At 60.9% G+C, this 23,313-nt stretch carries 20 protein-coding genes; 8 read left to right on the forward strand and 12 right to left on the reverse strand.

Going from position 1 to position 23,313, the window contains the following annotated elements:
- The first annotated feature begins 26 nt into the window (after positions 1 to 26).
- Positions 27 to 875: a cache domain-containing protein gene (locus tag AB4N48_RS03680; protein ID WP_095181439.1), complete on the forward strand. Its 849-nt coding sequence runs from the start codon at positions 27 to 29 to the stop codon at positions 873 to 875.
- A 123-nt stretch (positions 876 to 998) separates the two neighbouring features.
- On the opposite strand, the gene AB4N48_RS03685 is transcribed toward AB4N48_RS03680, so the two are convergent.
- Together AB4N48_RS03685 and pobA are read right to left on the reverse strand one after the other, a co-directional pair.
- Positions 999 to 2,516, reverse strand: coding sequence for an MDR family MFS transporter (locus AB4N48_RS03685; protein ID WP_252876818.1), 1,518 nt, complete (start codon positions 2,514 to 2,516; stop codon positions 999 to 1,001).
- A gap of 78 nt (positions 2,517 to 2,594) precedes the next feature.
- The gene (pobA, locus tag AB4N48_RS03690; protein ID WP_460094821.1) at positions 2,595 to 3,788 is read right to left on the reverse strand and encodes a 4-hydroxybenzoate 3-monooxygenase; all 1,194 of its coding nucleotides are present in this window, start codon (positions 3,786 to 3,788) and stop codon (positions 2,595 to 2,597) included.
- A 175-nt stretch (positions 3,789 to 3,963) separates the two neighbouring features.
- Between pobA and AB4N48_RS03695 the strand changes: the two genes are divergently transcribed.
- Positions 3,964 to 4,854 (forward strand): helix-turn-helix domain-containing protein, encoded by an 891-nt coding sequence (locus AB4N48_RS03695; protein WP_024014136.1) that lies wholly within the window; start codon positions 3,964 to 3,966, stop codon positions 4,852 to 4,854.
- A gap of 138 nt (positions 4,855 to 4,992) precedes the next feature.
- On the opposite strand, the gene AB4N48_RS03700 is transcribed toward AB4N48_RS03695, so the two are convergent.
- Both AB4N48_RS03700 and AB4N48_RS03705 read right to left on the reverse strand, forming a co-directional pair.
- Positions 4,993 to 5,169 (reverse strand): hypothetical protein, encoded by a 177-nt coding sequence (locus tag AB4N48_RS03700; protein WP_016773438.1) that lies wholly within the window; start codon positions 5,167 to 5,169, stop codon positions 4,993 to 4,995.
- Between the two features lie 218 nt (positions 5,170 to 5,387).
- A complete protein-coding gene (locus AB4N48_RS03705) occupies positions 5,388 to 6,293 on the reverse strand; it encodes a LysR family transcriptional regulator (RefSeq protein ID WP_224789898.1) in 906 nt (301 codons plus the stop codon).
- Positions 6,294 to 6,406: 113 nt separating this feature from the next.
- Here AB4N48_RS03705 and AB4N48_RS03710 point away from each other — a divergent pair, with 113 nt between their 5' ends.
- The gene (locus AB4N48_RS03710; RefSeq protein WP_056789950.1) at positions 6,407 to 7,285 is read left to right on the forward strand and encodes an MBL fold metallo-hydrolase; all 879 of its coding nucleotides are present in this window, start codon (positions 6,407 to 6,409) and stop codon (positions 7,283 to 7,285) included.
- Between the two features lie 45 nt (positions 7,286 to 7,330).
- Positions 7,331 to 7,945: an NAD(P)-dependent oxidoreductase gene (locus tag AB4N48_RS03715; protein ID WP_460094824.1), complete on the forward strand. Its 615-nt coding sequence runs from the start codon at positions 7,331 to 7,333 to the stop codon at positions 7,943 to 7,945.
- Between the two features lie 452 nt (positions 7,946 to 8,397).
- On the opposite strand, the gene AB4N48_RS03720 is transcribed toward AB4N48_RS03715, so the two are convergent.
- Entirely contained in the window at positions 8,398 to 9,279 is an 882-nt protein-coding gene (locus AB4N48_RS03720) for a LysR substrate-binding domain-containing protein (protein WP_460094826.1), read from the reverse strand.
- A 218-nt stretch (positions 9,280 to 9,497) separates the two neighbouring features.
- Between AB4N48_RS03720 and AB4N48_RS03725 the strand changes: the two genes are divergently transcribed.
- Both AB4N48_RS03725 and AB4N48_RS03730 read left to right on the forward strand, forming a co-directional pair.
- Positions 9,498 to 11,135, forward strand: coding sequence for a 5-guanidino-2-oxopentanoate decarboxylase (locus AB4N48_RS03725; protein WP_460094827.1), 1,638 nt, complete (start codon positions 9,498 to 9,500; stop codon positions 11,133 to 11,135).
- A complete protein-coding gene (locus AB4N48_RS03730) occupies positions 11,132 to 12,583 on the forward strand; it encodes an aldehyde dehydrogenase family protein (RefSeq protein WP_460094829.1) in 1,452 nt (483 codons plus the stop codon). Before AB4N48_RS03725 ends, AB4N48_RS03730 begins: the two co-directional genes overlap by 4 nt.
- 431 nt (positions 12,584 to 13,014) lie before the next feature.
- Here the strand turns inward: AB4N48_RS03730 and AB4N48_RS03735 are convergent, their stop codons facing one another.
- Positions 13,015 to 13,944 (reverse strand): AraC family transcriptional regulator, encoded by a 930-nt coding sequence (locus AB4N48_RS03735; protein WP_016773445.1) that lies wholly within the window; start codon positions 13,942 to 13,944, stop codon positions 13,015 to 13,017.
- A 397-nt stretch (positions 13,945 to 14,341) separates the two neighbouring features.
- On the opposite strand from AB4N48_RS03735, the gene AB4N48_RS03740 reads away from it, so the two are divergent.
- Both AB4N48_RS03740 and AB4N48_RS03745 read left to right on the forward strand, forming a co-directional pair.
- Positions 14,342 to 14,695 carry a putative quinol monooxygenase gene (locus tag AB4N48_RS03740; protein ID WP_056789930.1) on the forward strand — a complete coding sequence of 118 codons (354 nt, stop codon included), beginning with the start codon at positions 14,342 to 14,344 and terminating at the stop codon, positions 14,693 to 14,695.
- A gap of 43 nt (positions 14,696 to 14,738) precedes the next feature.
- Positions 14,739 to 14,981 carry a hypothetical protein gene (locus AB4N48_RS03745; protein WP_041479831.1) on the forward strand — a complete coding sequence of 81 codons (243 nt, stop codon included), beginning with the start codon at positions 14,739 to 14,741 and terminating at the stop codon, positions 14,979 to 14,981.
- On the opposite strand, the gene AB4N48_RS03750 is transcribed toward AB4N48_RS03745, so the two are convergent.
- From AB4N48_RS03750 to AB4N48_RS03775, 6 genes are all read right to left on the reverse strand, one after another.
- Entirely contained in the window at positions 14,982 to 15,611 is a 630-nt protein-coding gene (locus AB4N48_RS03750; protein ID WP_041479830.1) for a flavin reductase family protein, read from the reverse strand.
- 135 nt (positions 15,612 to 15,746) lie between these two features.
- Entirely contained in the window at positions 15,747 to 17,066 is a 1,320-nt protein-coding gene (locus AB4N48_RS03755) for an MFS transporter (protein WP_024014128.1), read from the reverse strand.
- A 378-nt stretch (positions 17,067 to 17,444) separates the two neighbouring features.
- Positions 17,445 to 18,773, reverse strand: coding sequence for a sigma-54-dependent transcriptional regulator (locus AB4N48_RS03760; protein ID WP_252868184.1), 1,329 nt, complete (start codon positions 18,771 to 18,773; stop codon positions 17,445 to 17,447).
- Positions 18,773 to 20,533, reverse strand: a complete 1,761-nt coding sequence (locus AB4N48_RS03765; RefSeq protein WP_460094830.1) for an ATP-binding protein — start codon at positions 20,531 to 20,533, stop codon at positions 18,773 to 18,775. Before AB4N48_RS03765 ends, AB4N48_RS03760 begins: the two co-directional genes overlap by 1 nt.
- Before the next feature lie 84 nt (positions 20,534 to 20,617).
- Positions 20,618 to 22,090, reverse strand: a complete 1,473-nt coding sequence (locus tag AB4N48_RS03770) for an RHS repeat-associated core domain-containing protein (protein ID WP_460094832.1) — start codon at positions 22,088 to 22,090, stop codon at positions 20,618 to 20,620.
- Positions 22,091 to 22,287: 197 nt separating this feature from the next.
- Complete coding sequence (locus AB4N48_RS03775) at positions 22,288 to 23,280, reverse strand: hypothetical protein (RefSeq protein WP_460094834.1); 993 nt, start codon at positions 23,278 to 23,280, stop codon at positions 22,288 to 22,290.
- Between the last annotated feature and the right edge of the window lie 33 nt (positions 23,281 to 23,313).

The raw sequence follows: 23,313 nt of genomic DNA on the forward strand, positions 1-23,313 counted from the left end.
ACACCAAAAAGAACGAGGGATGCGCTATGGGGTTTTTGCATAAAGTGGCCTGGCTCGGCCTGATTCTGCTGGCCGGTTTCGGCCAGGCCAGCGCCGCCACCGCCGCCAAGGATGACAGTCAGGCGGCCATCGCCCTGCTGGAAAAAGCCTTGGCCTACTACCACGACAATGGCGACAAGGCCTTCGCCGCCTTCAGCCGCCAGGGTGAGTTCGTCGACAAGGATCGCTACGTGTTCGTCCTCGACACCAAAGGCGTCATGCTTGCCAGTGGCGGGCCGTCATCGGCGCTGATCGGCCGTGATGTCAGCGAAGTCCTCGGACCGGATCTGCAGAAGGCGTTCAAGGATGCGCTGAAAGTGCCGGAAGGCAATGGCATCCAGCAGGCCGAATACCGCTGGCAGAACTGGGCCGACGGCAAGGTCGAGCGCAAGCATGTGTTTTATCAGCGCGTCGGGCAGCGGATTCTCGCGGTGGGTTACTACTTGCCACGGGCTTCGGCTGAGCAGGCCAAGGCCTTGCTGGACAAAGCCGCGACGGATCTGGGCAAGGACGAGAAGGGCACGCTGGTGGCGATCAACTCGCTCAAGGGCGGATACCTGCAGGATGACCTGTATGTCTTCGTGGTCGATCTGAACAACCAGCGTTATGTCGCCCACGGCACCAATCTGCGCTTGATCAACACTGATTTTGGCAAGGTCAAGGACCCGGAAGGCAAACCGGTGGGCGAGCCGATTCTGGCGCTGATCGGCAAGCAGGATGAAGGCGAATACGAATACCGCTGGAAAAACCCGGTGACCGGCAAGATCGAGGACAAGCATGCGTACCTGAAAAAGGTCGGGCATTTCCTCGTCGCGGTGGGTTATTACAGCCCTTGAGCGAACACCGTTCCCTTGTGGGAGCGAGCCTGCTCGCGAAGCGGTGTGTCATTCAGCTATGTGTCGGCTGACACCGCGCATTCGCGAGCAGGCTCGCTCCCACAGTGGTATTTGTTGCGGCAATTATTTCGCGCCGTGCTCCCGTCCGCGCAGCAGGTTGTTCGGCATGGCAATCGCCGCTGCCAGCCCCAGCAACGACACTGCCGTGCTGACCCAGAGCAAGTGGCGGAAGGTCACCAGCAGCTCCGCGCGCAAAGCGTTCTGCGCTTCACCGGGTGCGGCGTTCAGGCCATCGAGCAGGACGTTGCCCGAATGCCCTTCGCTGATCAGCGAACTGTTCGCCAGGTGGGCGAAACTGGAATCGTGCAGCAACGCCAGCAGCAGCGCCGACATCAACGCCACGCCCACCGCGCCGCCCAGTGAGCGGAACAGGTTGGTGGTGCTGGTGGCGACGCCGATGTCGCGTTGTTCCACCGAGTTTTGCGTGCCGACCAGCGAGGTCGGGAACTGCATGCCGCCGGCGATGCCGCTGAGCAGCATGAACAGACCGCTGAGCAGCGTTGCTTGTGGCGGACTGAAGGCCATGCCGAGAATCGAGATCGGCATGAGGATCGCCCCGGTGAGAATCTGCGGTTTGTAGCGTCCGGTAATCGAGGTGCGGCGGCCGGCGAAATAGGCACCGATCGGCAAGCCCATCGCCAATGGCAGCAAGTGCAGCGCTGCGCTGTCGGCGCCAGCGCCGGTGACGCTTTGGAAACGCAATGGCATCAGCACGATCAGCGAGATGGCCTGGAAACTGGTGAAGAAGATCGTGCACCAGCACAGCAGCGCGCTGCGATTGGTGAACAAGTGCATCGGCAGCAATGGCTCACGTGCACGGCGTTCATGCCAGACGAACAGCGCCAGCACCACCACGGCGCAGGCGAACAGGCCGAGCACTTCGCCGCTGCGCCATGAATGACCCTGGCCGACTTCGGTGATGCCGAGCAGCAACGCCGTGAGACCAATGATCATCAGCACCGTGCCGAGGTAATCGATCACCGGTTTGCGCTGCGGAATCGGCAAGCCGCGCAGGTTGCGCCGTGCCACCCACCACGCGCCAAGCCCCAGCGGCAGGTTGATCAGAAACACCCAGCGCCACGACAGGTATTCGGTCATGTAGCCGCCGAGCACCGGGCCGGCGACGCTGGCCACGGCGTACATGCTGCTGAAGTAACCCTGATAGCGCCCGCGTTCACGTGGCGGGACGATGTCGCCGATGATCGCCTGACTCACCGAGATCATGCCGCCGGCGCCGATGCCCTGAAGGATCCGCGCCAGCACCAGTTGCTCCATGCTCTGCGCCATGCCGCAGAACAGCGAGGCGAGGGTGAACAGGCCCATGCCGAACAACATCAGTTTGCGCCGCCCGTACAGGTCGCCGAGTTTGCCGTAGATCGGCACCGCCACGGTCATCGCCACCATGTAACCGGAAATCACCCAGGCCAGCAGGCTGACGTCCTTGAATTGCGCGGAGATCGCCGGCATCGATACGGCGACGATGGTCTGGTCCAGCGCACCGAGGAAGATCGCCATCATCAAGGCGACCAGCACGCTGCGAATGGCCGGTTTGGGCGTTTCAGGTTGATTGAGAGTGGTCACGGGCGAGCCTGCGGGCATTGATGGACCCGCGCGGCCATCGCGCGCGGGTGGATGCTCGCAGTGTAAGTCGGTAGGAAGCTATTCGATAGCCTCGTACGGAAGCCCGACGTAATTTTCTGCAATGGTTTTTTGCCCGGCTTGCGAGCTGACAAAATAGTCCAGTTCCGAAGCGCAGATGCGCTGGCTGAACTCATCGTGATCGTCGAAGCGATGCAGCATCGAAGTCATCCACCAGGAAAACCGTTCGGCTTTCCACACCCGGCGCAGGCAGATTTCCGAGTATTTTTCCAGCAGATCAGTGCGGCCTTCGCGATAGACCTTCAGCAGAATATTGAACAACGTGCTGACATCGCTGGCCGCCAGGTTCAAGCCCTTGGCGCCAGTGGGCGGGACGATGTGGGCGGCGTCGCCGACCAGGAACATCCGGCCGTATTGCATCGGTTCGACGACAAAACTGCGCAGCGGCGCGATGCTTTTTTCGATCGAAGGACCGGTCACCAGTTTTTCCGCGAGGGCATCCGGCAGGCGTTTTTTCAGCTCATCCCAGAAACGCTGATCGCTCCAGTCATCGACGTTTTCATCTGCCGGGACTTGCAGGTAATAGCGGGTGCGGGTGGCCGAACGCATGCTGCACAAAGCGAAGCCACGCTCGTGGCGGGCATAGACCAATTCGTCGTGGACCGGCGGCGTGTCGGCGAGAATGCCCAGCCAGCCGAACGGGTAGACCCGCTCGAAGATCTTCAGGCAATCGGCCGGAATCGACTGCCGCGCGACGCCATGGAAACCATCGCAACCGGCGATGTAATCGCAATCGACGCGCCAGCTTTCACCGTCCTTTTCAAAGGTGACGAAAGCTTCGTCGCTTTTCATGCCGTGGGGAACGACATTGCTTGCCTGATAAATTGTCGGCGCCCCCGCATCCCGACGAGCGGCCATCAGGTCGCGGGTGACCTCGGTCTGACCGTAGACCACTACTGTTTTACCGCCGGTCAGAGCGTGCAGATCGATGTGCACCTGACGCCCGTCCAGCGCCAGATCGAAGCCGCCATGAACCAGGCCTTCGGCATCCATTCGCTGACCGACGCCGGCCTCACGCAGCAGCTCTACCATGCCTTGTTCAAGCACACCGGCACGGATGCGCCCAAGAATGTAATCAGGCGTCTGGCGTTCGAGGATCAGGGTTTCGATGCCAGCGTTGTGCAACAGCTGGCCGAGGAGCAGTCCGGAAGGACCGGCGCCGATAATGGCGACTTGGGTTTTCAGGGTTTTCATTGTTTTTATGACTCGCAAGCTTCACGCAGCAACAGCCGGTGAATGATTTTATGGATCGAGTGCTTGCATTTTTCCCTTGCGGGTCTGTCAATTGAAGGTGAAAACTGAGCCGATACCTGTACATTCTGCCAATCGGTGCGATTATCGCCCAAAAACCAGAGGCCTGGATTGAAGTATGAACAAGCCTGCCCTGCCTTCTATTCCGGTGTTCAAGCTCTACGGTGAAAGCCTGGACTGGCCGACCCCGGACTTGCTGCACTGTGAAACCATTTCCTCGCGCAGTCGTGAACATCAATGGGAAATCAAACCTCACCGCCACGCGGATCTGTGCCAGCTGCTGTTCGTTTTCAAAGGTCAGGCAGAGCTTGAAATCGAAGGCCAGCGCACGCAGCTTGAGACGCCAGCGATTCAGGTGCTGCCACCGTTATCGGTGCACGGGTTTCGTTTTTCCGAGGATGTTGAAGGCTTCATCGTCACCTTGGCCACGCCGCTGATCAATCATTTGCAGGCGCAATTGGGCGATTCGGTACACGCGTTGGCTCGGGCGGAGAACTACCCGGCCGGCAAGGATGGCGATTATCTCAACAGCCTGTTTTCAGCCTTGCAGGCCGAGTACAACGGTCATCAACCGGCGCGGGAAATGCTCATGCATTCGCTGGTCAGCGTGATCATGGTCTGGGTCAGCCGCCAGGCGATCGTCCGCCACAAGGCCAGCCAACGGCCGCAACGCCAGCGCGAATACCTCAACGGTTTCATTCAGTTGGTGGAAGAGACTTACCGCCAGCACGTCAAGGTCGAAGACCTCGCCCATCGCCTGGGCATCTCCGTGTCGCATCTCAACGGCACCTGCCGTGAACTGGCCGGGCAACCGGCGTTGCAGATCATGCACGAGCGTCAGTTGCTGGAAGCCAAGCGCCTGCTGACCTACACCAGCATGACGATTTACGAGATGTCGGAGTTGCTTGGTTTTTCCGATCCAACCAACTTCACGCGCCTGTTCCGTCGCCGGGTGGGGATTTCGCCAAAGGCATTCCGCGACCGCTTGAAGGCCGAGCAACAATCCTGATGCGCTGATGCGCTGATGAGCCCTGTGGGAGCGAGCCTGCTCGCGAATACGCTCTTTCATTCAGCAACTAGGCTGGCTGACACAGCGCATTCGCGAGCAGGCTCGCTCCCACAGCAGTTGCAGTCCAGCGCAGGTCTATCAGCGCAATGCGTTCAGCGTGGCATTGTGCGGAATACACCGCTCATAGTTGCAGCTCGCATACTCACGCGGCAGCTGGCGCAACTGCTCGACCCGCCAGGCAGCGGTGCCGTACAGCGCTAGCGTGGCGGCGCAGGTGATGAAGATGGCGGCGTATCTTTTTGTTTTGATGTTCATGGTGTTCGACCTCTGAACGTCTACCTTGCGGTATTACTTTGAGCATAGGTCAGCGGCGCGTACTTGCCAGCGAGTGCGCTTGAGGATTTAGCCGGCCATTCAGCGAATTGATGCCTATGTGGGAGCGAGCCTGCTCGCGAAGGCGGTGGTCCAAGCGACATCAATGTTGAATGTACTGGCCTCTTCGCGAGCAGGCTCGCTCCCACAAGGGATCGGGTTTACAGGCCGGCATCCCAGGCCGGGGCCTCGGGAAAGCGCTGCACAAGAAAGTCGAGCATGCTGCGCAATGCCGCCGGCATGTGTTTGCGTGAGGCGTACACCGCGTAGATATTCATCTGGCGCGGTTCGACATGTGGCAGCAAGCGCAGCAGTTCGCCGCTGTGAATATGCACGCCAGCCTGGTAGGTCGGCAGCATCGCCACGCCCGCGCCGGCCAGGGTTGCGCGCAGGAGGGTGCTGGCCTCGTTGGCGCTGATATTGCCCTGCACCGGCACCGAAACCGGTTCGCCATCCTCCTCGAAATGCCACAGGCTCTTGCCGAAATAGGAATGGGTCAGGCAGTTGTGTCGGCTCAGTTCCTCCACCCGCAACGGCGCCGGATGCTCAAGCAGATACGCCGGTGCTGCGCAGACCACCGAGCGGCACACGGTCAGGCGCCGGGCGATCAGATTCGGATCAAGATCATTGCTGGTGCGAATCGCCAGATCGATGCGTTCATCGACCAGATTCACCGTGCGGTCGAGCATTTGCAGATCGATGCTCACGCCGGGGTAAAGCTTGACGTATGCCGCCATCGCATCGGCCAGTTGCGCTTGGCCAAACGAGGTGCTGACGCTGATCCGCAGCAATCCGCGCGGCGCGTCATGGGGTTCACTGACGGCGGCCTGCATGTCGTGCGACAGGTCGATCATCTGCCGGCAGCGCGGGAGGATTTCGCTGCCGGCGGCGGTCAGGCTCAATTTGCGCGTGGTGCGGTGCATCAGCCGCGCGCCGACCCAGTCTTCCAGCTCCGCCAGATAGCGCGACACCACCGGCCGCGACAGATCGAGGTGGTCGGCCGCCGCCGACTGGCTGCCCAGGTCCACGACCGTGACGAATACCCGCATTGCTTGAAGCCGATCCATGATTTGCCCGCTTTCAGAAACAAACTATGTCCAAGCATCGCATTTTTTGTACTGAGTCTGGCAACTAAGCTCTGTTGCATCGCCAGACTGGCATTCGCAATCCGGAGCAACACATGATCGGCTTCACCCCCTTCAAACGCGTTCTGCTCGCCGCAGCATTTTTCGGCTTTGCCGCCCATGCATCCGCCGCCGAGCTGAGCCTCGATGTCTACAACCCGGGCACCCAGGCGATTTTCCCGGTCAGCTCGGTGCTGGTCAGCGGTGAGAAAGAAGCGATTCTGGTCGACGCGCAATTCGGCAAATCCCAGGCTGAGCAGGTCGTGGAAAAGATCCGCGCCAGCGGCAAGCAATTGACCACCATCTACATCAGCCATGGTGACCCGGATTACTACTTTGGCCTCGACACCCTGACCAAGGCATTCCCGCAGGCGAAAGTGCTGGCTTCGCAGCCGACTGTCGATCACATCAAGCACACCGTCGACGGCAAACTGGCCTACTGGGGGCCGAAAATGGGCGCCGACGTGCCGGCGAAAACCATCGTCCCGGACGTGCTCAAGGGCGACAGCCTGACCCTCGAAGGCAAGCAATTGCAGGTGATCGGCCTCGACGGCAAGCAACCGGATCGCAGCTTCGTATGGATCCCGTCGCTCAAAGCAGTGGTCGGTGGCGTAGTGGTCGCCGAGAACATTCATGTGTGGATGGCCGACACCCAGACCGCGCAATCCCACGCCGACTGGCTGCACACCCTGCACACCATCGAAAGCCTGAAACCGCAAACCGTGGTGCCCGGTCATTACCTGGGGGACAGCAGCCGCTCGCTGGCCAGCGTGAAATTCACCGCTGATTACATCAAGGCCTTCGATGCCGAAACCGCCAAGGCCAAAGACTCTGCTGCACTGATCGCTGCGATGAAAAAACGCTACCCGCAACTCGGCGAGGAAAGCTCGCTGGAACTCAGCGCAAAAGTCGCCAAGGGCGAGATGCAGTGGTAAGCCGAACCTGAACACGCAGCATTTTCAAGCCAACTGGAGAATGTCATGAGCAAGATCGCAATCATTGGCGCCACCGGCCGTGCCGGTAGCCAATTGCTGGAAGAAGCCCTGCGTCGCGGCCACAGCGTCACCGCCATTGCCCGCGATACTTCGAAGATCGGCAGCCGTGCCGGTGTCGTCAGCAAGAGCCTCGACGTGCTGGATTCGGCGGCGCTGCAAGCGGCGGTGGCCGGTCACGACGCAGTGATCAGCGCAGCGCATTTCGCCTCCGTCCCGGCCTCGGCGATTGTCGGACCGGTAAAACAGGCGGGCGTGAAGCGCTTGCTGGTGGTCGGCGGCGCCGGTTCGCTGTTGCTGCTGGATGACACGCGAGTGATCGACAGTGCCGGTTTCCCGGCCGAATACAAAGCCGAGGCGAGCGCAGGTGCTGATTTTCTTGATGCGTTGCGTCACGAGCAGGAACTGGACTGGACCTTTTTGTCGCCGTCGGCGGAGTTCGTCGAGGGTGAGCGCAGTGGCACATTCCGCGTCGGCAAGGATCATCTGTTGGTCAGTGCCGAAGGACGCAGCTGGATCACATTTGCCGATTACGCGATTGCGCTGATTGACGAAGTGCAAACGCCGAAGCATTCGCGGCAGCGTTATACCGTCGGGTATTGAGTCAAGCCTTTTCCCCTCACCCCAGCCCTCTCCCGGGGGAGAGGGAGCCGACCGAGTTGTCTTGGGTCACGCATTGACCTGAACGACCGTGTCGATTATGGATTCGGCGTGGCTGTGTCAGGTCGATGAATTTCTTGAGTATCCCCAATCAGTTCCCTCTCCCTGGGGAGAGGGAGCCGACCGAGTTGTCTTGGGTCACGCATTGACCTGAACGGCGGTGTCGATTATGGATTCGGCGTGGCTGTGTCAGGTCGATGAATTTCTTGAGTATCCCCAATCAGTTCCCTCTCCCTGGGGAGAGGGAGCCGACCGAGTTGTCTTGCGTCACACATTGACCTGAACGGCCGTGTCGATTATGGATTCGGCGTGGCTGTGTCAGGTCGATGAATTTCTTGAGTATCCCCAATCAGTTCCCTCTCCCTGGGGAGAGGGCTAGGGTGAGGGGAGAGGCTTCAGCGCAAATGAGCCTGCTCAACCAGCCAGAGCATCAGCTCCTCAAGTTGCGGCGAGGGTTCGGCTCCAGCAGGCACCACCACGTAATACGCCAGCCCCGTCTTCACCTTCAACGCAAACGGCATCACCAGCCGTCTTGCGTTCAGATCATCACCAATCAGCGACCAGTCCCCGATCGCCACCCCCGTGCCGTGCGAGGCCATCGACATCGCCTGATCCAGCGTTTCGAAATGCTGCCCGCTGCCAAGGTTGCCCAGTCGCAATCCCGCCGCGTCGAGCCACACCGACCAGTCCTGAATGTCGTGGGTCGGGTGCAATAACAGATGCTCCTGCAAATCCTGCGGTGAATTCAGCGCCGGCGAACCTTTGAGCAGTTGCGGTGAGCAGACCGGTGTCAGTTGCTCGTCGAACAGATGCAGTGCGCCTGGCGAATTGTCCGGCGGCGGACCGTAGATCACGGCGGCGTCGAATTGCTCGCGCTGGAAATCCACACCGTGTTGCAGCGACGCCGTCAATTTCACCGGCACGTCCGGACGTTCCTTCTGCCATTGCAGCAGACGCGGCAGCAGCCAGCGCATCACGCAGCTTGGGGCCTTGAGTTGCAAGGTTTGCCGCGTCTGACCGATCTGCTCGGTCGCTTCACTGATCAGCCCGAAAACCTTCTCCACTTGTGGCAGCCATTCGCGGCCTTCGGCCGTCAGCGCCAGACCTCGGGCCAGACGGATGAACAGCGGATAACCGAGCTGTTCTTCCAGCCCGGCGATCTGCCGGCTCACCGCGCCCTGAGTGATGTGCAACTGCTCGGCGGCGCGAGTGAAATTGCAGCATTGCGCGGTGATCCAGAACGTATGCAGAGCGGGCAGGGGTGGCAGGCGTTTCATGGCGATCCGAGGTATGACGTGGGGACATGGCTAGTATGACTTTTAATCGATTGTTGCTGCCAGTTGCGCACCGTTCCAATGGGCACTCCACGGACCCTGTGGGAGCGAGCCTGCTCGCGAAGACGGTTCAAGGTCCGACACGGATGTTGGCTGGACCGCTTATTCGCGAGCAGGCTCGCTCCCACAGGGAGTGTTCAGTGAATGAAAGGGCAATCAACATGGCAACGTGCGGCGAAGTACTGGTCAGGCTGTTGGAAAATTACGGGGTCGAGCAGGTGTTCGGCATTCCCGGTGTGCACACCGTCGAGCTGTACCGAGGCCTCGCGCGTTCAAGCATCAACCACGTCACGCCTCGCCACGAACAGGGCGCCGGGTTCATGGCTGACGGCTACGCGCGTACCAGCGGTAAACCCGGTGTGTGCTTCATCATCACCGGCCCGGGCATGACCAATATCACCACGGCCATGGGCCAGGCTTACGCCGATTCGATTCCGATGCTGGTGATCTCCAGCGTGCAGTCGCGCAGTCAGTTGGGCGGAGGGCGCGGCAAGTTGCATGAGCTGCCGAACCAGAGCGCACTGGTCGGCGGCGTCGCAGCGTTCTCGCACACGCTGATGTCGGCTGCCGAATTGCCGGCGGTGCTGGCACGTGCGTTTGCCTTGTTTCAGGCCGGACGACCACGACCGGTGCACATCGAAATTCCGTTGGACGTGCTGGTGGAAGAGGCCGATGAATTGCTCGCCAGCCTGCCGGTGAATATCGATCGCGCCGGCGCCGCACCGGCTGCCGTGAGCCGCATGAGCGAAATGCTGGCCAGCGCGCAACGTCCACTGATTCTTGCTGGCGGCGGTGCTATCGACGCGGCGCCGGAGCTGACCCGACTCGCCGAACTGCTCGACGCTCCAGTGGCGCTGACCATCAACGCCAAAGGCATGCTGCCGACCAGCCATCCGTTGTTGATCGGTTCGACGCAAAGCCTGGTCGCCACTCGCGCACTGGTCGCTGAAGCCGACGTGGTGCTGGCGATCGGCACGGAGCTGGCCGAGACCGATTACGACGTGACCTTCGCCGGCGGCTTCGAGATTCCCGGCAAGCTGCTGCGCATCGACATCGATGCCGATCAGACCGTGCGCAACTACCCGCCGCACGTCGCACTGGTCGCTGATTCGCGCAACGCCGCGCAAGCCTTGCTCAGCACGCTGACGCAAAAGCCGCTGGCCGAGCGCCGCAATGATTGGGGCCAGGTTCGCGCCATGCGTCTGCGTAATGAATTGGCGGCGAGCTGGGATGCACCAACGCTTGCGCAGACGCGTTTCCTCGAAACCGTGTTGCACGAATTGCCCGAAGCGGTGTTCGTCGGCGATTCCACGCAACCGGTGTACACCGGCAACCTCACCTTCAATCCCGCGCGTCCGCGTCGCTGGTTCAACGCATCCACCGGTTACGGCACCCTCGGCTATGCGTTGCCGGCGGCGATTGGTGCGTGGCTCGGCGGCCAACTCGACAACGGCGCGCGCCCGCCAGTGGTGTGCCTGATCGGTGACGGCGGCTTGCAATTTACCCTGCCGGAACTGGCCAGCGCCGTTGAAGCACGGGTGCCGGTGATCGTGCTGCTGTGGAATAACCAGGGTTACGAGGAGATCAAAAAGTACATGGTCAACCGCGCCATCGAACCGGTCGGCGTGCACATCTACACCCCGGATTTCGTCGCCGTGGCCAAGGGCCTCGGTTGCGCCGCGCAAGCCATCAGCAGCATCGACGAATTGCGCGCAGCGTTGCGTAAAGCGACGGACCGCCAAGGCCCGACGCTGATTGAAATCGACCAGAACCAGTGGATGCAGGCGGTGGCCCAATGATCAGTTTTCCAACCACACTCGACGGGCTCTACATCAACGGTCAATGGTCGTCAGGCCGCGAGCATCTACGGGTGATCAATCCCGCTACCGAAGCGCTGCTGACCACCGTCAATGGCGGTGACGAACACGCCGTCGACCAGGCGATCAGCGCGGCGACCGAGGCGTTCAAACACTGGTCGACAACCACCGGCGCCGAACGCGCTGCGATCCTGCGCAACATTGCCAACGGCGTGCGCAACGGTCGCGATCACTTGATGAACCTGCAGTCGAGTAATAACGGTAAACCGCAGTTCGAAGCGGCCATCGATGTCGATGACGTGATCGCCACTTTTGACTATTACGCCGAACTCGCCGAAGGCCTCGACGCCGGGCAGGACAGCAACGTGCCGCTGCCCAGCGATGACTTCAGCGCACGCCTGCGTCGTGAGCCATGCGGTGTGGTCGGGCTGATCGTGCCGTGGAATTTCCCCATGGTCACCACCGCTTGGAAGCTCGCCCCGGCGCTCGCCGCCGGTTGCTGCGTGGTGCTGAAACCTTCTGAAGTGACGCCGTTGCCGGAGCTGGAACTGGCCGCGATCATCGCTGCATCCGGTTTGCCCGACGGCGTGTTCAATCTGGTCTGCGGCACTGGTCTGGCGGTGGGCGCGCCGTTGTCGGCGGATCCACGCATCGCCAAGATTTCCTTCACTGGCAGCAATGCGGTTGGCGTGCAGGTAATGCAACGCGCTGCTGAAACCGTGAAGGGTGTGAGCCTGGAGCTGGGTGGCAAATCGTCGTTGCTGGTGCTGGCGGATGCTGATCTGCAGCTGGCGGTGGAACTGGCTTGTGGCGGGGCGTTCTTCAACGCCGGGCAGATGTGCTCGGCCACCAGTCGGGTGCTGGTTGCCGAGGAATTGATGGATGAGTTTCTTCAGCGTCTGCAAAAGCGCGCAGAGGCGATTCGAGTGGCCGATCCGTTCGATCCGGACGTGGAGGTGGGCGCGCTGGTCAATCAGGCGCAGTACCAGCGGGTGCTTGGGCATATTGATCGCGGTTTGAGCGCCGGGGCGAGGTTGGTGTGCGGCGGTAATCGTCCGGCGCATTTGCCGCGCGGTTATTTCCTGCAACCGACGGTGTTCACCGACGTGCCGCTGGACAGCGCGTTATGGCGTGAAGAGATTTTCGGCCCGGTGGTGTGTGTGCGCGGTTTCGCCAGTGAGAACGAGGCGATTGCGCTGGCCAACGACACGCAGTTCGGCCTGGTCGCGAGCGTAGTGACACGCGATGCCACAGCGGCGGATCGTGTGGCCAATGCCTTGCAGGCAGGGCTGGTGTGGATCAATGCACCGCAGGTGATTTTCCCGCAGACGGCTTGGGGCGGTTACAAGCAGAGCAGTGTCGGCCGCGAACTGGGGCCTTGGGGGTTGGCGGCGTTTTTGGAGATCAAGCACGTCGTGCGAGCGGTGTAGAAGCCTGCCCTCACCCCAGCCCTCTCCCGGGGGGAGAGGGAGCTGACCGAGGTGTCTTGCGTTCTCCGTCGACCTGAAAAACCGAGTCGATTATGGATTTGAAGGTCATCAACCCAACGCCGGGTTGGCCTGGCTTGGCTGATTCCGGATTCAGCACCGATATCGCAAGTCGATGAACCTCTCCAATATCCCACAATCGGTTCCCTCTCCCTCTGGGGAGAGGGAGCTGACCGAGGCGTCTTGCGTTCTCCGTCGACCTGAAAAACCGAGTCGATTATGGATTTGAAGGTCATCAACCCAACGCCGGGTTGGCCTGGCTTGGCTGATTCCGGATTCAGCACCGATATCGCAAGTCGCTGAACCTCTCCAATATCCCCCAATCGGTTCCCTCTCCCTCTGGGAGAGGGCTAGGGTGAGGGGCTTCTATGGAGTCACACCGACAGCCGCAACCGCGCCAGATCCCGCAACGGCGGCGCGCCAAACAGGCGGCTGTATTCGCGGCTGAACTGCGACGGACTTTCATAGCCCACCCGATACCCCGCCGCCGAGGCTTCCAGGCCTTCGGTCAACATCAGCCGCCGCGCCTCTTGCAGGCGCAATTGCTTCTGGTACTGCAACGGACTCATCGCGGTCATCGCCTTGAAACGGTGATGCAACGTCGACACGCTGAGGTTCACTTCCCGCGCCAGATCATCGATGCGCAGGGGTTGTTCGAAATTGCCGTTGAGCCATTTGATGGCCTGGCTGATGCGATGGCTCTGACTGTTGGCAATCGCAATCTCATACAGACGATGGCCCTGTGGGCTGCGCAGCAGGCGATAGAGAATCTCCCGGCGAATCAGTGGCGCGAGCATGGCGATGTCTTTCGGCGCGTCGAGCAGCCGCGCCAGCCGCAGCACCGCGTCGAGCATGGCGCTGTCGATTTTTTCCACGTACAGACCGCGTCCGGTCGGCCGCGTCGGTACGCCCATCGGGCCGGCGTCGGCGATCAGCGCGGTGATTTCGGTCGGATCAATGTCGAGGCGCACGGCGAGGATCGGTTCTTCCGGCGAGACATTGACCACGCGCCCGCTGAGCGGCATCGAGACCGACACCACCAGATAATTCAGCGGGTCGTAGTTGAAGAACTCGTCGGCCAGGCGCACCTCTTTGCGCCCCTGCGCCATGATGCACAGCGCCGGCTGCGCGAGCACCGGGGCAAAGTCATGGGACTGGGTGTGGCGCGACATCACCAGCGAACCGATCGCGGTCTGGTAGCTGCCATCGTCGCTGGTGTTGCGGCGGATGATCGCCGCCAGCTCCGCGCGCTGCTTTTCCATGTCGGCGCTGGGTTCGGCTTGAAAACGATCGAATGACGTCATGCACGGCATCCTCGGCAAGTGAGGGGGGAATGCAGCAGAGCATATGTTTGTGCAAGCGGCGGCGGTAGACACATTCTGCCAAATGCTTGCCTGATTCTGCCCGCAGGTGCGCACATGTCTCCCGCCATACGATTCTGTAGGAGCTGCCGAAGGCTGCGATCCGTTGATCTTCAAGGCAAAAGCACAAGATCGCAGCCTTCGGCAGCTCCTACACAAAACGCGTATGACAGACGTGTTGCGCGGGTTTACAGGTTGTTACAGGTCGTCTGCGCAGTCTCGCAGGATTGTGCAACGCGAAGGCAGGAATCGACTAACGGCGCAGCCGCCCCGGCCCTTAATCTTTGCTTCAGTCGCAGCCCGTCCCCCGGCTGTCACGCGATTTCATGGAGGGTTGATCATGTCCAAGCAAATGCCTGTCAGTCATATGGCCTTCGTTCGTGCCCAGGCCGGGCGTTCGGCGGAACTCGGTGTGCGCCTGAGCGCATTGATCGAAGTCTCGCGCGCGGCGCCCGGCTGCCTGAGTTTTTCCTTGCAACAATCGCAGTGCGACGCCGACCTCTGGCTGGTCAGCGGCTACTGGAGCAGTCAGCAAATGATGACGGCGTATTTCAACAGTCCGTCGATGGAAGTCTTCGCCGAGCTGGTCCAGGACCTGGTGGTCAACAGCCTCGACTTCCACACGTTCAGGGACGTTTCCGCCGCGCAGGCCCTCGGTCAATGCGCGGCGCCGATACACAAACTCGCCGGTTGAGGGTTTAATGTCCGGCTTATTTGATTGAGCCAGGATCCGCGACATGGCACGTAAAGAGTTTGAACGCTTCGAAGCAGTCTCCGCAGTCGTCCCCGTCGAGCTGGGCGGCAACAAGGGTTATTACGCGGCGATCGCGGTCAAGGCCCTGGTCGATGGCGGCGCACCACGCTTTCACAAATTGCTCAATGAGCAGGTGTTTCCTGGCGCCATTGCTGCCGATGACGCAGCCATCAACGAACTGGACAAGCTCAAGGGCGTCACCGATGACGCCGAGCTGATCTGGTAATTACTTCTGCGCCCCCGGGCGCCACATCTTGAACAGCGCCTCAGGCCCCAGCTGGAAATAATCCGCCGGCCCGCCGCCGCGCAGAATCGGTTGTGCGGCGGCGGTGTCGTAGATGCCATCCTTCAGCAGCCATTTGGCGATGTGCACCGCGACCACCTCGCCGAGGATCAGCCAACTCGGCACCGTTTCGCCATCGGCGCGTTGCAGCTGGACGATCTGCGTGACCTTGCACTCGAAGGACACTGGACTCTCGGCGACCCGTGGGACCGAAATCACCTTTGACGCCACGGTGGTCAGCCCCGCCAGTTCAAACTCGTTGACCTCGGGCGCGACCATCGCGCAGCTCTGGTTCATCTGCTCGGCCAACGGGCGCGTGGCGAGGTTCCAGACGAACTCACCGGTCTGCTCGATGTTGTTCAGACTGTCTTTGCGCCCGACACTGGAAAAACCAATGATCGGCGGCACGTAGTTGAAGGCGTTGAAGAAACTGTACGGCGCGAGATTGAGTCGGCCTTCGGCATCCTGCGAGGAAATCCAGCCGATGGGGCGCGGGCCGACGATGGCGTTGAACGGATCGTGAGGCAGGCCGTGGCCGTTGGCGGGTTCGTAGAAGTGGATGTCATCGGGCATGGGGAGCGGATTCCTGAGCTGCATTCGGATGCAGCCATAGTGCAAGGACCCAGCGCATATTTCCAGCCAGACGCGAGACCCCGTAGGGTTCGTGGCAGGACACAGATTTTGTGGCCTGCCAGCGATGCGGTGCGATCAGTCAGTGACGATCCGCGAATGCTTCTGGGTATCTTTCATGGTGATGTACACCAGCAGCGACACGGCAATGCACGCCGTGACGTACCAGTAGTAACCGGTTTCCATGCCGATGCTCTTGAACCACAGCGCGATGTATTCGGCAGTGCCGCCGAAGATCGACACGGTCAGTGCGTACGGCAGGCCAACGCCCAGGGCGCGGATTTCGGTCGGGAACAATTCGGCTTTGACCACCGCGTTGATCGAGGTGTAGCCGCTGACAATGATCAGCGCCGCCATGATCAGGAAGAACGCGCCCCACCAGGTCTGGATGGTGTGCAGGGTCATCAGGATCGGCACGGTGAAGATCGTACCGAGCACGCCGAAGGCGATCAGGATCGGGCGACGACCGATCTTGTCCGACAGGCCACCGATGATCGGTTGCAGGCACATGAACAGGAACAGCGTGGCGGCGGAAATGGTGGTCGAGTCGGAGATGCTCATGCCGACCGTGTTCACCAGGTATTTCTGCATGTAGGTGGTGTAGGTGTAGAACGCCAGGGTGCCGCCCATGGTCAGGCCGACCACGGTCAACAGCTCTTTCGGGTGGCGCATCAAGGTGCGCATGGCGCTTTCCTTGGATTTCTCTTTTTTGGTGAACGACTCGGTTTCTTCCATGCCGCGACGCAGGTACAGCGCCACGACCGCACACAGCGCACCGATGGCGAACGGGATACGCCAGCCCCACGCGTAGAGCTGTTCGGTGGTCAGCATGTTTTGCAGCACGATCAATACGCCAAGGGCGATGAGCTGCCCGGAGATCAGGGTCACGTACTGGAAGCTGGAGAAGAAGCCGCGACGTTCCTTGGTCGCCATCTCGGACAGATAAGTCGCCGAGGTGCCGTACTCGCCGCCGACCGACAGGCCTTGCAGCAGGCGGGCAAACACCAGCAGGATCGGCGCGCCGATGCCGATGGTTTCATAATTCGGGCTCAGGGCGATCAGCAGCGAGCCGAAGCACATCAGGTACACCGAGGCCATCAGCGCTTTCTTGCGCCCGACCTTGTCGGCGTACATGCCCATCAGCCAGCCACCGATCGGACGCATCAGGAAGCCCACGGCGAAGATCGCTGCGGTGTTCATCAGTTGCGCAGTGGTGGAACCGGCGGGGAAAAAGGTTTTCGCGAAGTACAGGGAGAAGGCGGCATACACATACCAGTCGTACCACTCGACCATGTTGCCGACAGAGCCGCTGAAGATCGATTTGATCCGGCTGGCGGTGGTTCTCGGTTTGGCCGGCACGGCAGCCGACCCAAGGGGCAGGGCGTTGGAGTTATCCATTGAAGGATCCTTCGTTTAATTGTTTTTGTGGAGCGCGTCGGAACGCAGCCTGCCAGGGCTATAGCAGGAGGTGTGCCAAGGGGTGAGGGGCCGGTTTAGAGGGGGTAGCGGGGAGGAGTGAGCGGATTTGTGCCGACTGATTGGGCTGAGTGAGCGGATTTCCGCTTACCGCGTGAAGATCAAAAGCCCCTCACCCTAGCCCTCTCCCAGAGGGAGAGGGGACTGACCGAGGTGTTCTCGTGGGTTACATCGACCTGCAATATCGAGTCGAATACAGATTCGGGAAAGCATGGAGATCGGCTCCCTCCCCCCTCGCCCCCTTGGGGGAGAGGGCTGGGGTGAGGGGGATGGATTTCAGCTACACCACAAATCTCTGCCTCACTCCGCCAGAAACATCTCCCGACTCAACCCATGCCGCTGCATCTTTTCATTGAACGTGCGGCGCGGCAGTTGCAGTTCTTCGAGCACGGCTTTGACATCACCTTTGTGCCGGGTCAACGCCGCGCGCAGGCATTGCGCTTCGAAGGCTTCCTGCTGCGCCGCCAGTGATTGTCCCGGATCGATTCCGGCGACCGGTTCATCCAGCCCCAATACCTGACGTTCCGCGACGTTGGCCAGTTCGCGCACATTGCCCGGCCAGTCATGGCTGAGCAGGTGACTGAGCTGCGCACCGGTCAACGGCGGAAAGGTCCGGCCCAGACGCTGGGCGGCGTTGTGCGCAAAGGTCTCGAACAGCAACGGAATGTCTTCGCGGCGATCGCGCAGCGGCGGCAAGCGCAGTTCGGCGACGTTCAGGCGATACGCCAGGTCCTCGCGAAAACGCCCGGCGCGGGCTTCGTCGAGCAGGTCCGGTTTGGTCGCCGCGACGATACGCAAATCAACGCGAATGCTCTGGTTCGACCCCAGCCGCTCAAGCTTTTGCTCCTGCAAGACCCGCAGCAATTTCACCTGCTGGGCCAGCGGCATGCTTTCGATCTCATCGAGAAACAGCGTGCCGCCATCGGCATATTCCAGCTTGCCGATGCGTTTGCCCGAGGCGCCGGTAAACGCGCCGCTCTCATGGCCGAACAGTTCGGCCTCGAACAGTTGCTCCGGGATCGCCGCGCAGTTCAGCGCCACGAACGGTTTGCCGGCGCGCGGGCCGAAATCATGCAGGCAACGTGCGACCAGTTCCTTGCCGCTGCCGGTTTCGCCCCGGATCAGCACATTGACCGGCAATGTCGCCAGATCCAGCACTTGCCGACGCAAAGTCTGCAAGCCACGGGACACGCCAAGCAGCGTCGCATCGAGCTTTGCGCGGTTGTCGGCCAGTTCGTGCAGGGCGCGGTTTTCCAGGACCAGGCGGCGTTTGTCCAGCGCCCGGCGCAGGCTGCCGAGCAGGGTTTCCGGGCTGAACGGTTTTTCCAGAAAGTCGTAGGCGCCATCGCGCATGGCTTCGACCGCCATCGGCACATCGCCATGGCCGGTGAGCAGAATCACCGGCAGATCGCTGTCGCGCTTTTGCACTTCGGCGAGCAATTGCAAACCGTCCATGCCGGGCATGCGCACGTCGCTGAGGATCACCCCGGCAAAATGTTCCGGGAGCGCGGCGAGGCATTCTTCGGCACGGCTGAACAATTGCACCTGAAACCCCGACAGGCTCAGCCACTGTTCAACGGCGTCGCGAATGCTGCTTTCGTCGTCGACCACCATCACCGAATTGAGCATCAGATATGTGCCTCCAGATCGATTGGCAGGGTCAGGCTGAACACCGCGCCGTGGTCGCCATTCTCGACGCTCAGGCGTCCGCCGGATTCATGCACGATGGCGAAGGATACTGCCAGCCCCAGGCCCAGACCGTCACCCACCGGTTTGGTGGTAAAGAACGGATCGAACACCTGGCCGAGATGTTCCTCGGCAATGCCGCCGCCGTTGTCGCTGACGCTCAGCCGCCACAATTGTTCATCAGCCTCCAGACGGATTTCCAGACGCTTGCAGGCTTTGCCGTGCATCGCATCCAGCGCATTGCGCAGCAGGTTGATCAGCACCTGTTCCAGACGAATCGCATCACCGCGTACCCACGCCGGGCGGGTCAGATGCAGCACCAGACTGACCTGTTCGTCACGCAGTCGCGCATCGAGCAGTTGCAGCGATTGATCGACCACCGTCGCCAAATCCAGACGTTCGCGCAAGCCGCTCGGGCTTTTGCGGGCGAAGGTCTTGAGGTGGCCGGTAAGGGCGGCCATGCGCGTGAGCATGTCGTCCACCGGTTTCAGCGCCTTGTAGGCGTCATCGACGCGGCCATGTTCGAGCAGCAGGCGCAGAGTTGCCAGTTGCATGCGCTGGGCGGTCAGCGGTTGATTGATTTCGTGAGCCAGCGCCGCAGACATCTGCCCCAGCGCGGCGAGTTTGGCCGACTGCACCAGACCTTCCTGCGCGGTACGCAAGTCGCGGGTGCGCTCCTCGACCAGGCGCTCGAGTTCTTCACGATTGCGCTGACGGACCTTGGCCAGCCGCCAGCGCTGATTGAGGAACAACAACAGGAACACCAGCGCCAGCCACACGCCAGCGGCGGCCAGCGCGGCGTTGCGCAAATCCTCGAAGGCCACTTGCGGACGGCGCAGCAGGTGCAGGGTCCAGCCTTCGGTCGCCAGCGGCAGTGATTCCCACAGATAATCCGCCGTGCCCTGCGGACCTTCGACCCGGCGCAGATCGCTGTTGTCATCGAAGCGCCGTAGCGGCAAATGGGTCAGCGGCAGCAGCGATTGCTTGTCGTACTGTCGCGTGGATTTGATCTCGGCCAGATCATCAGCGCTCAACGGCCGCAAGGCGCGATAACGCCAGCCCGGCTGATTGGCGATAAAGATGATCCCGCGTGCATCGCTGACCAGCAGCGTGTCGCTGCCCTGGCTCCATTCGCGCTCCAGTTCGGGAAACTCCAGCTTGACCACCATCGCGCCGAGAAACTCGTCGTTGTCGCCAAGTACGGCGCTGGAAAGGAAATACCCGGGAATGCCGCTGGTCACGCCTACCGCGTAAAAACGCCCGGTGCCTTGGGTGCGGGTCTGGCTGAAATAGGGGCGGAAGCCGTAATTGTGGCCAACGTAACTGCTGGGCAAGCGCCAGTTGCTGGCGGCCACGGCCAGGCCGGTGCGATCGAGCAGTTCAAGGGTCGAGGATTGCGCGGCGCCATTGATCTTTTCCAGCTTCACATTCAATGCCGCTTGCTGCGCAGCATCGACCGGGCCGGCCAGGGCCGAACGCAATTGCGGATCCAGCGCCAGTACGGCGGGCAGGGCGCGATAGCGGTCGATCAGGGTGTGCAAGGAGTTGGCGTACAACCCCAGTTGCTGATTGGCGCGGGCGGCGTCTTCTTCCAGCGCCTGACTTTCCGCGTGGCGCATCGCGAGCGTCGCGGCAATGACCGTGCCGGCGATGATCAGCAGGGAATACAACGACAGACGCAGGGTACGGGAAGTCGGCAGCATGCTGGATGAAAGGTCGGCAGGACGGGCGGGCACGATAGCATGGGCCGAGGTGGCCGGGCGCGCTGTTCGCGCCGGCCGTGTCTGCTAGACAGCTGTCTCCTGTACCTGACGTCGATGCACAAGATTCAACCTCGGCTTCGGCACCGGTCTTGCCTTAGGTTCGGCAGCGAGCGAGCGCTCCAGTTGCTGCAGGCGTTCAGTCACGCCTTGCGCCTCGCTTGGCGCTTCGATAGTCGCCTGGGCGGTTTGCATGACCTTGTCGATGGCTTCGAACGGGTCTACACCATTCCTGGACAGCTTCATGACCTGACGCTGTTTTTCTGCATCCAGTGCGTCCAGTTGGGCGTAGAACATCTTCTGGATGTGCTCGGAGTAGCTGTTGAGGTTATCCGTGAAAGTCTTGATGCTGTCGATAAGCGCAGCACCTCCATTGAGAAGAGCCCCCGCGTCGTCGACGGCTTTTGCAGCACCGTCGCCCAGCGTTTTCAGCCCGTCCTTGAGCTCTTGGGTGTGCAGTGTCTGCGCTGCTTTCAAACCCTTCTTGAAAAAGTGGTAACGCAATACCGGGAACACAATCGCCCCCGCGATTGCTCCTGCGCCGGAACCGATGGCGTTGCCGATTCCGGGTACCACGGTGCCGATGACACTGCCGATGGCGATGCCTTTGCCGATACCGTAAAAGACCGATTTGATGCCGGCCCGGGAGGTGATGAATTTGCCGAACGTCATGCTTTTGCGCACCTCCTCGATGTTCTGGCCTTCAGGAATCAGGCCATCGAACTCGGTGGTCAGGTTGTGCAATTGCTCCGCCGCAGTTTGCGCTTTATCAAAAATACCCACCGCTTTTCTGATCAGGTCAAACACCACCTTGAAGGCACCGGTCTGGTCGACATGGACGATCGGGTTGTTACCGACAAAACCATACAGATTCAACCCATCCACATCCCCCGCCGGATCAGCACTGACCCAACGCTGTAACCACGGCGCGTAATAGCGGGCGCCGTAGTAGTACAAACCGCTGACATCCATTTCCTTACCGGAATAACGGATGAAGCGGTATTCGATTTCCGATTCCGGCGCCATCCATGCGGTTTCGCCGAACGGGTAATAGCCTTCTGCGCTGGTGACTACGGCGTCTTCATTGAGCTCCATCACGCAAGAGCCGAGGTGGTCTTCGAGGGTGTAACGCATCTGGTCGTCTATCGGCGCTGAACGTTGCGCCCAATGCAGGCAGCGCGCGTTACCGAGGCTGATGATGTGCAGCTCTTCGCCGTTGTCCTTGCTGCGAATTTCCAGCCCTGGCAGGTAACGCACCTGGTGGAAGTGGCGGACCTTGTCGGTGAACCATTCATGACATTTGAGGACCCGCTGGCCCGCGCTGTACTGGTAATACTCGGCATCGTTATCGCTGTCCTGACGGATAACCAGATCCACGCGCTCCAGCTCGTCACGGCTGTTCCAGTGCAATGACGGACCGTGGCGCAGCTTGCGTTGATTGCCGTGCGGGTCGAACCAGATGTCGAAGTCCGGCGGCTCGTCACCTGTTTGCCAACGCACCCCGCGATTGCTTTTCTGGTCGATGCACATCGTGCGGGTACGACTGTTGCCGTCGCGCTGATGACGCAACTCGGCCAGATTGCCGCCATCGTCGTAGCTATACGTCTGGATGTAATTGAGGCGGTTTCGCTCGTCGGGCGGTCGCGGCAGGCCGGGAATGTCCGGGGGCAGGGCGTCGTCATGACCGGTCGCGCGGATCAGGCGATACAGGGAGTCGTAGCTGAATTCACGGTGGCCGTCGACCCGTTGATTGGCGAACCAGGTTGGCTCGAAGACGTGGTCTTCGATGCGTGGATGATATTGCCGACGCGATCGTAGAGATATTGCAGATCCTGCAATCTGGGGTGAGCGGTTTTCTGACTGGTGCGCGTATGCAGGCGTCCATCGGCCGGGTCATACGTCCACTGACTCAGGACACCGTTACCGGCCAGTTGCGAGATGATCTGATTGTTGGCGTTGTACTGCGCATCCAGCAAGACCTGCGTGACTTTCGTCTCGACTTGCAGCTCCATTTGCCTGAGTTGCCCGGCAAGACCATAGCGCGATGCTCTGCGATGGCCGCCGGCATCGGTTTGCTCCAGCACCGTGCCCAGCGGGCTGAACACCTGATGGCTGGTGAAAGCCTGTGTGTCCTGGAAAGTTCGGGTTTCCTGCATCGGCTGGCCGGCGAGGGAATAGCTGGATATCGCCAGAACACCAGACGCATCGGTTTGCTTGATCAACCGTCCGCGCAGGTTGTGGTTGGTGGTGTCGGCGCCACCGGCGTAGAGGAAAGTTTCGACCTCTTCCTCTTCCTCCTCATCCTTTCTGGTGACCTGGAGTCTGACGACACGCAGCTGGTCGTCAAAGGTCGATCGCCAGACATGGCCGCGCTCGTCCCAACGTTGCCGAGGCTCACCGGCCAGTCCCGGCAGTACCAAACGCCAGCCGGCATCGACGCTGTCGATTTTCAACACGGTGCCGTTGAGCGAGTAGTGAGTAGTGAGGTTGGGTGCAGATAAGCGCGGATCCCGTTTTTCTAGCAGGCGCCCGGCAGGGTTGTGAGTCTGGCAGGTGATCAGGGGCTTGATTTCTCCATGCGTCGTTGCACACAGATAGGCAATATGCCTGACAACCAAAGCCCGAGGATCCTTGACCTGCACGCTTGGCGTATGGATATGCGTTGATCTATTCAAGGGCCAGGTGCTCATGATTTATCCAGGCGCAGAACCACGGCAAAACTG

The sequence above is a fragment of the Pseudomonas sp. S2_C11 genome (genome assembly GCF_054668395.1).

Coding starts and splice junctions, on each gene's coding strand:
- AB4N48_RS03680 (WP_095181439.1), top strand. CDS start 27: ATGGGGTTTTTGCATAAAGTGGCCTGGCTCGGCCTGATTCTGCTGGCC.
- pobA (WP_460094821.1), bottom strand. CDS start 3,788: ATGAAAACCCTGAAAACCCAAGTCGCCATTATCGGCGCCGGTCCTTCC.
- AB4N48_RS03745 (WP_041479831.1), top strand. CDS start 14,739: ATGGCACGTAAAGAGTTTGAACGCTTCGAAGCAGTCTCCGCAGTCGTC.
- AB4N48_RS03710 (WP_056789950.1), top strand. CDS start 6,407: ATGATCGGCTTCACCCCCTTCAAACGCGTTCTGCTCGCCGCAGCATTT.
- AB4N48_RS03705 (WP_224789898.1), bottom strand. CDS start 6,293: ATGGATCGGCTTCAAGCAATGCGGGTATTCGTCACGGTCGTGGACCTG.
- AB4N48_RS03720 (WP_460094826.1), bottom strand. CDS start 9,279: ATGAAACGCCTGCCACCCCTGCCCGCTCTGCATACGTTCTGGATCACC.
- AB4N48_RS03735 (WP_016773445.1), bottom strand. CDS start 13,944: ATGACGTCATTCGATCGTTTTCAAGCCGAACCCAGCGCCGACATGGAA.
- AB4N48_RS03760 (WP_252868184.1), bottom strand. CDS start 18,773: ATGCTCAATTCGGTGATGGTGGTCGACGACGAAAGCAGCATTCGCGAC.
- AB4N48_RS03775 (WP_460094834.1), bottom strand. CDS start 23,280: ATGAGCACCTGGCCCTTGAATAGATCAACGCATATCCATACGCCAAGC.
- AB4N48_RS03755 (WP_024014128.1), bottom strand. CDS start 17,066: ATGGATAACTCCAACGCCCTGCCCCTTGGGTCGGCTGCCGTGCCGGCC.
- AB4N48_RS03765 (WP_460094830.1), bottom strand. CDS start 20,533: ATGCTGCCGACTTCCCGTACCCTGCGTCTGTCGTTGTATTCCCTGCTG.
- AB4N48_RS03715 (WP_460094824.1), top strand. CDS start 7,331: ATGAGCAAGATCGCAATCATTGGCGCCACCGGCCGTGCCGGTAGCCAA.
- AB4N48_RS03695 (WP_024014136.1), top strand. CDS start 3,964: ATGAACAAGCCTGCCCTGCCTTCTATTCCGGTGTTCAAGCTCTACGGT.
- AB4N48_RS03700 (WP_016773438.1), bottom strand. CDS start 5,169: ATGAACATCAAAACAAAAAGATACGCCGCCATCTTCATCACCTGCGCC.
- AB4N48_RS03740 (WP_056789930.1), top strand. CDS start 14,342: ATGTCCAAGCAAATGCCTGTCAGTCATATGGCCTTCGTTCGTGCCCAG.
- AB4N48_RS03725 (WP_460094827.1), top strand. CDS start 9,498: ATGGCAACGTGCGGCGAAGTACTGGTCAGGCTGTTGGAAAATTACGGG.
- AB4N48_RS03750 (WP_041479830.1), bottom strand. CDS start 15,611: ATGCCCGATGACATCCACTTCTACGAACCCGCCAACGGCCACGGCCTG.
- AB4N48_RS03730 (WP_460094829.1), top strand. CDS start 11,132: ATGATCAGTTTTCCAACCACACTCGACGGGCTCTACATCAACGGTCAA.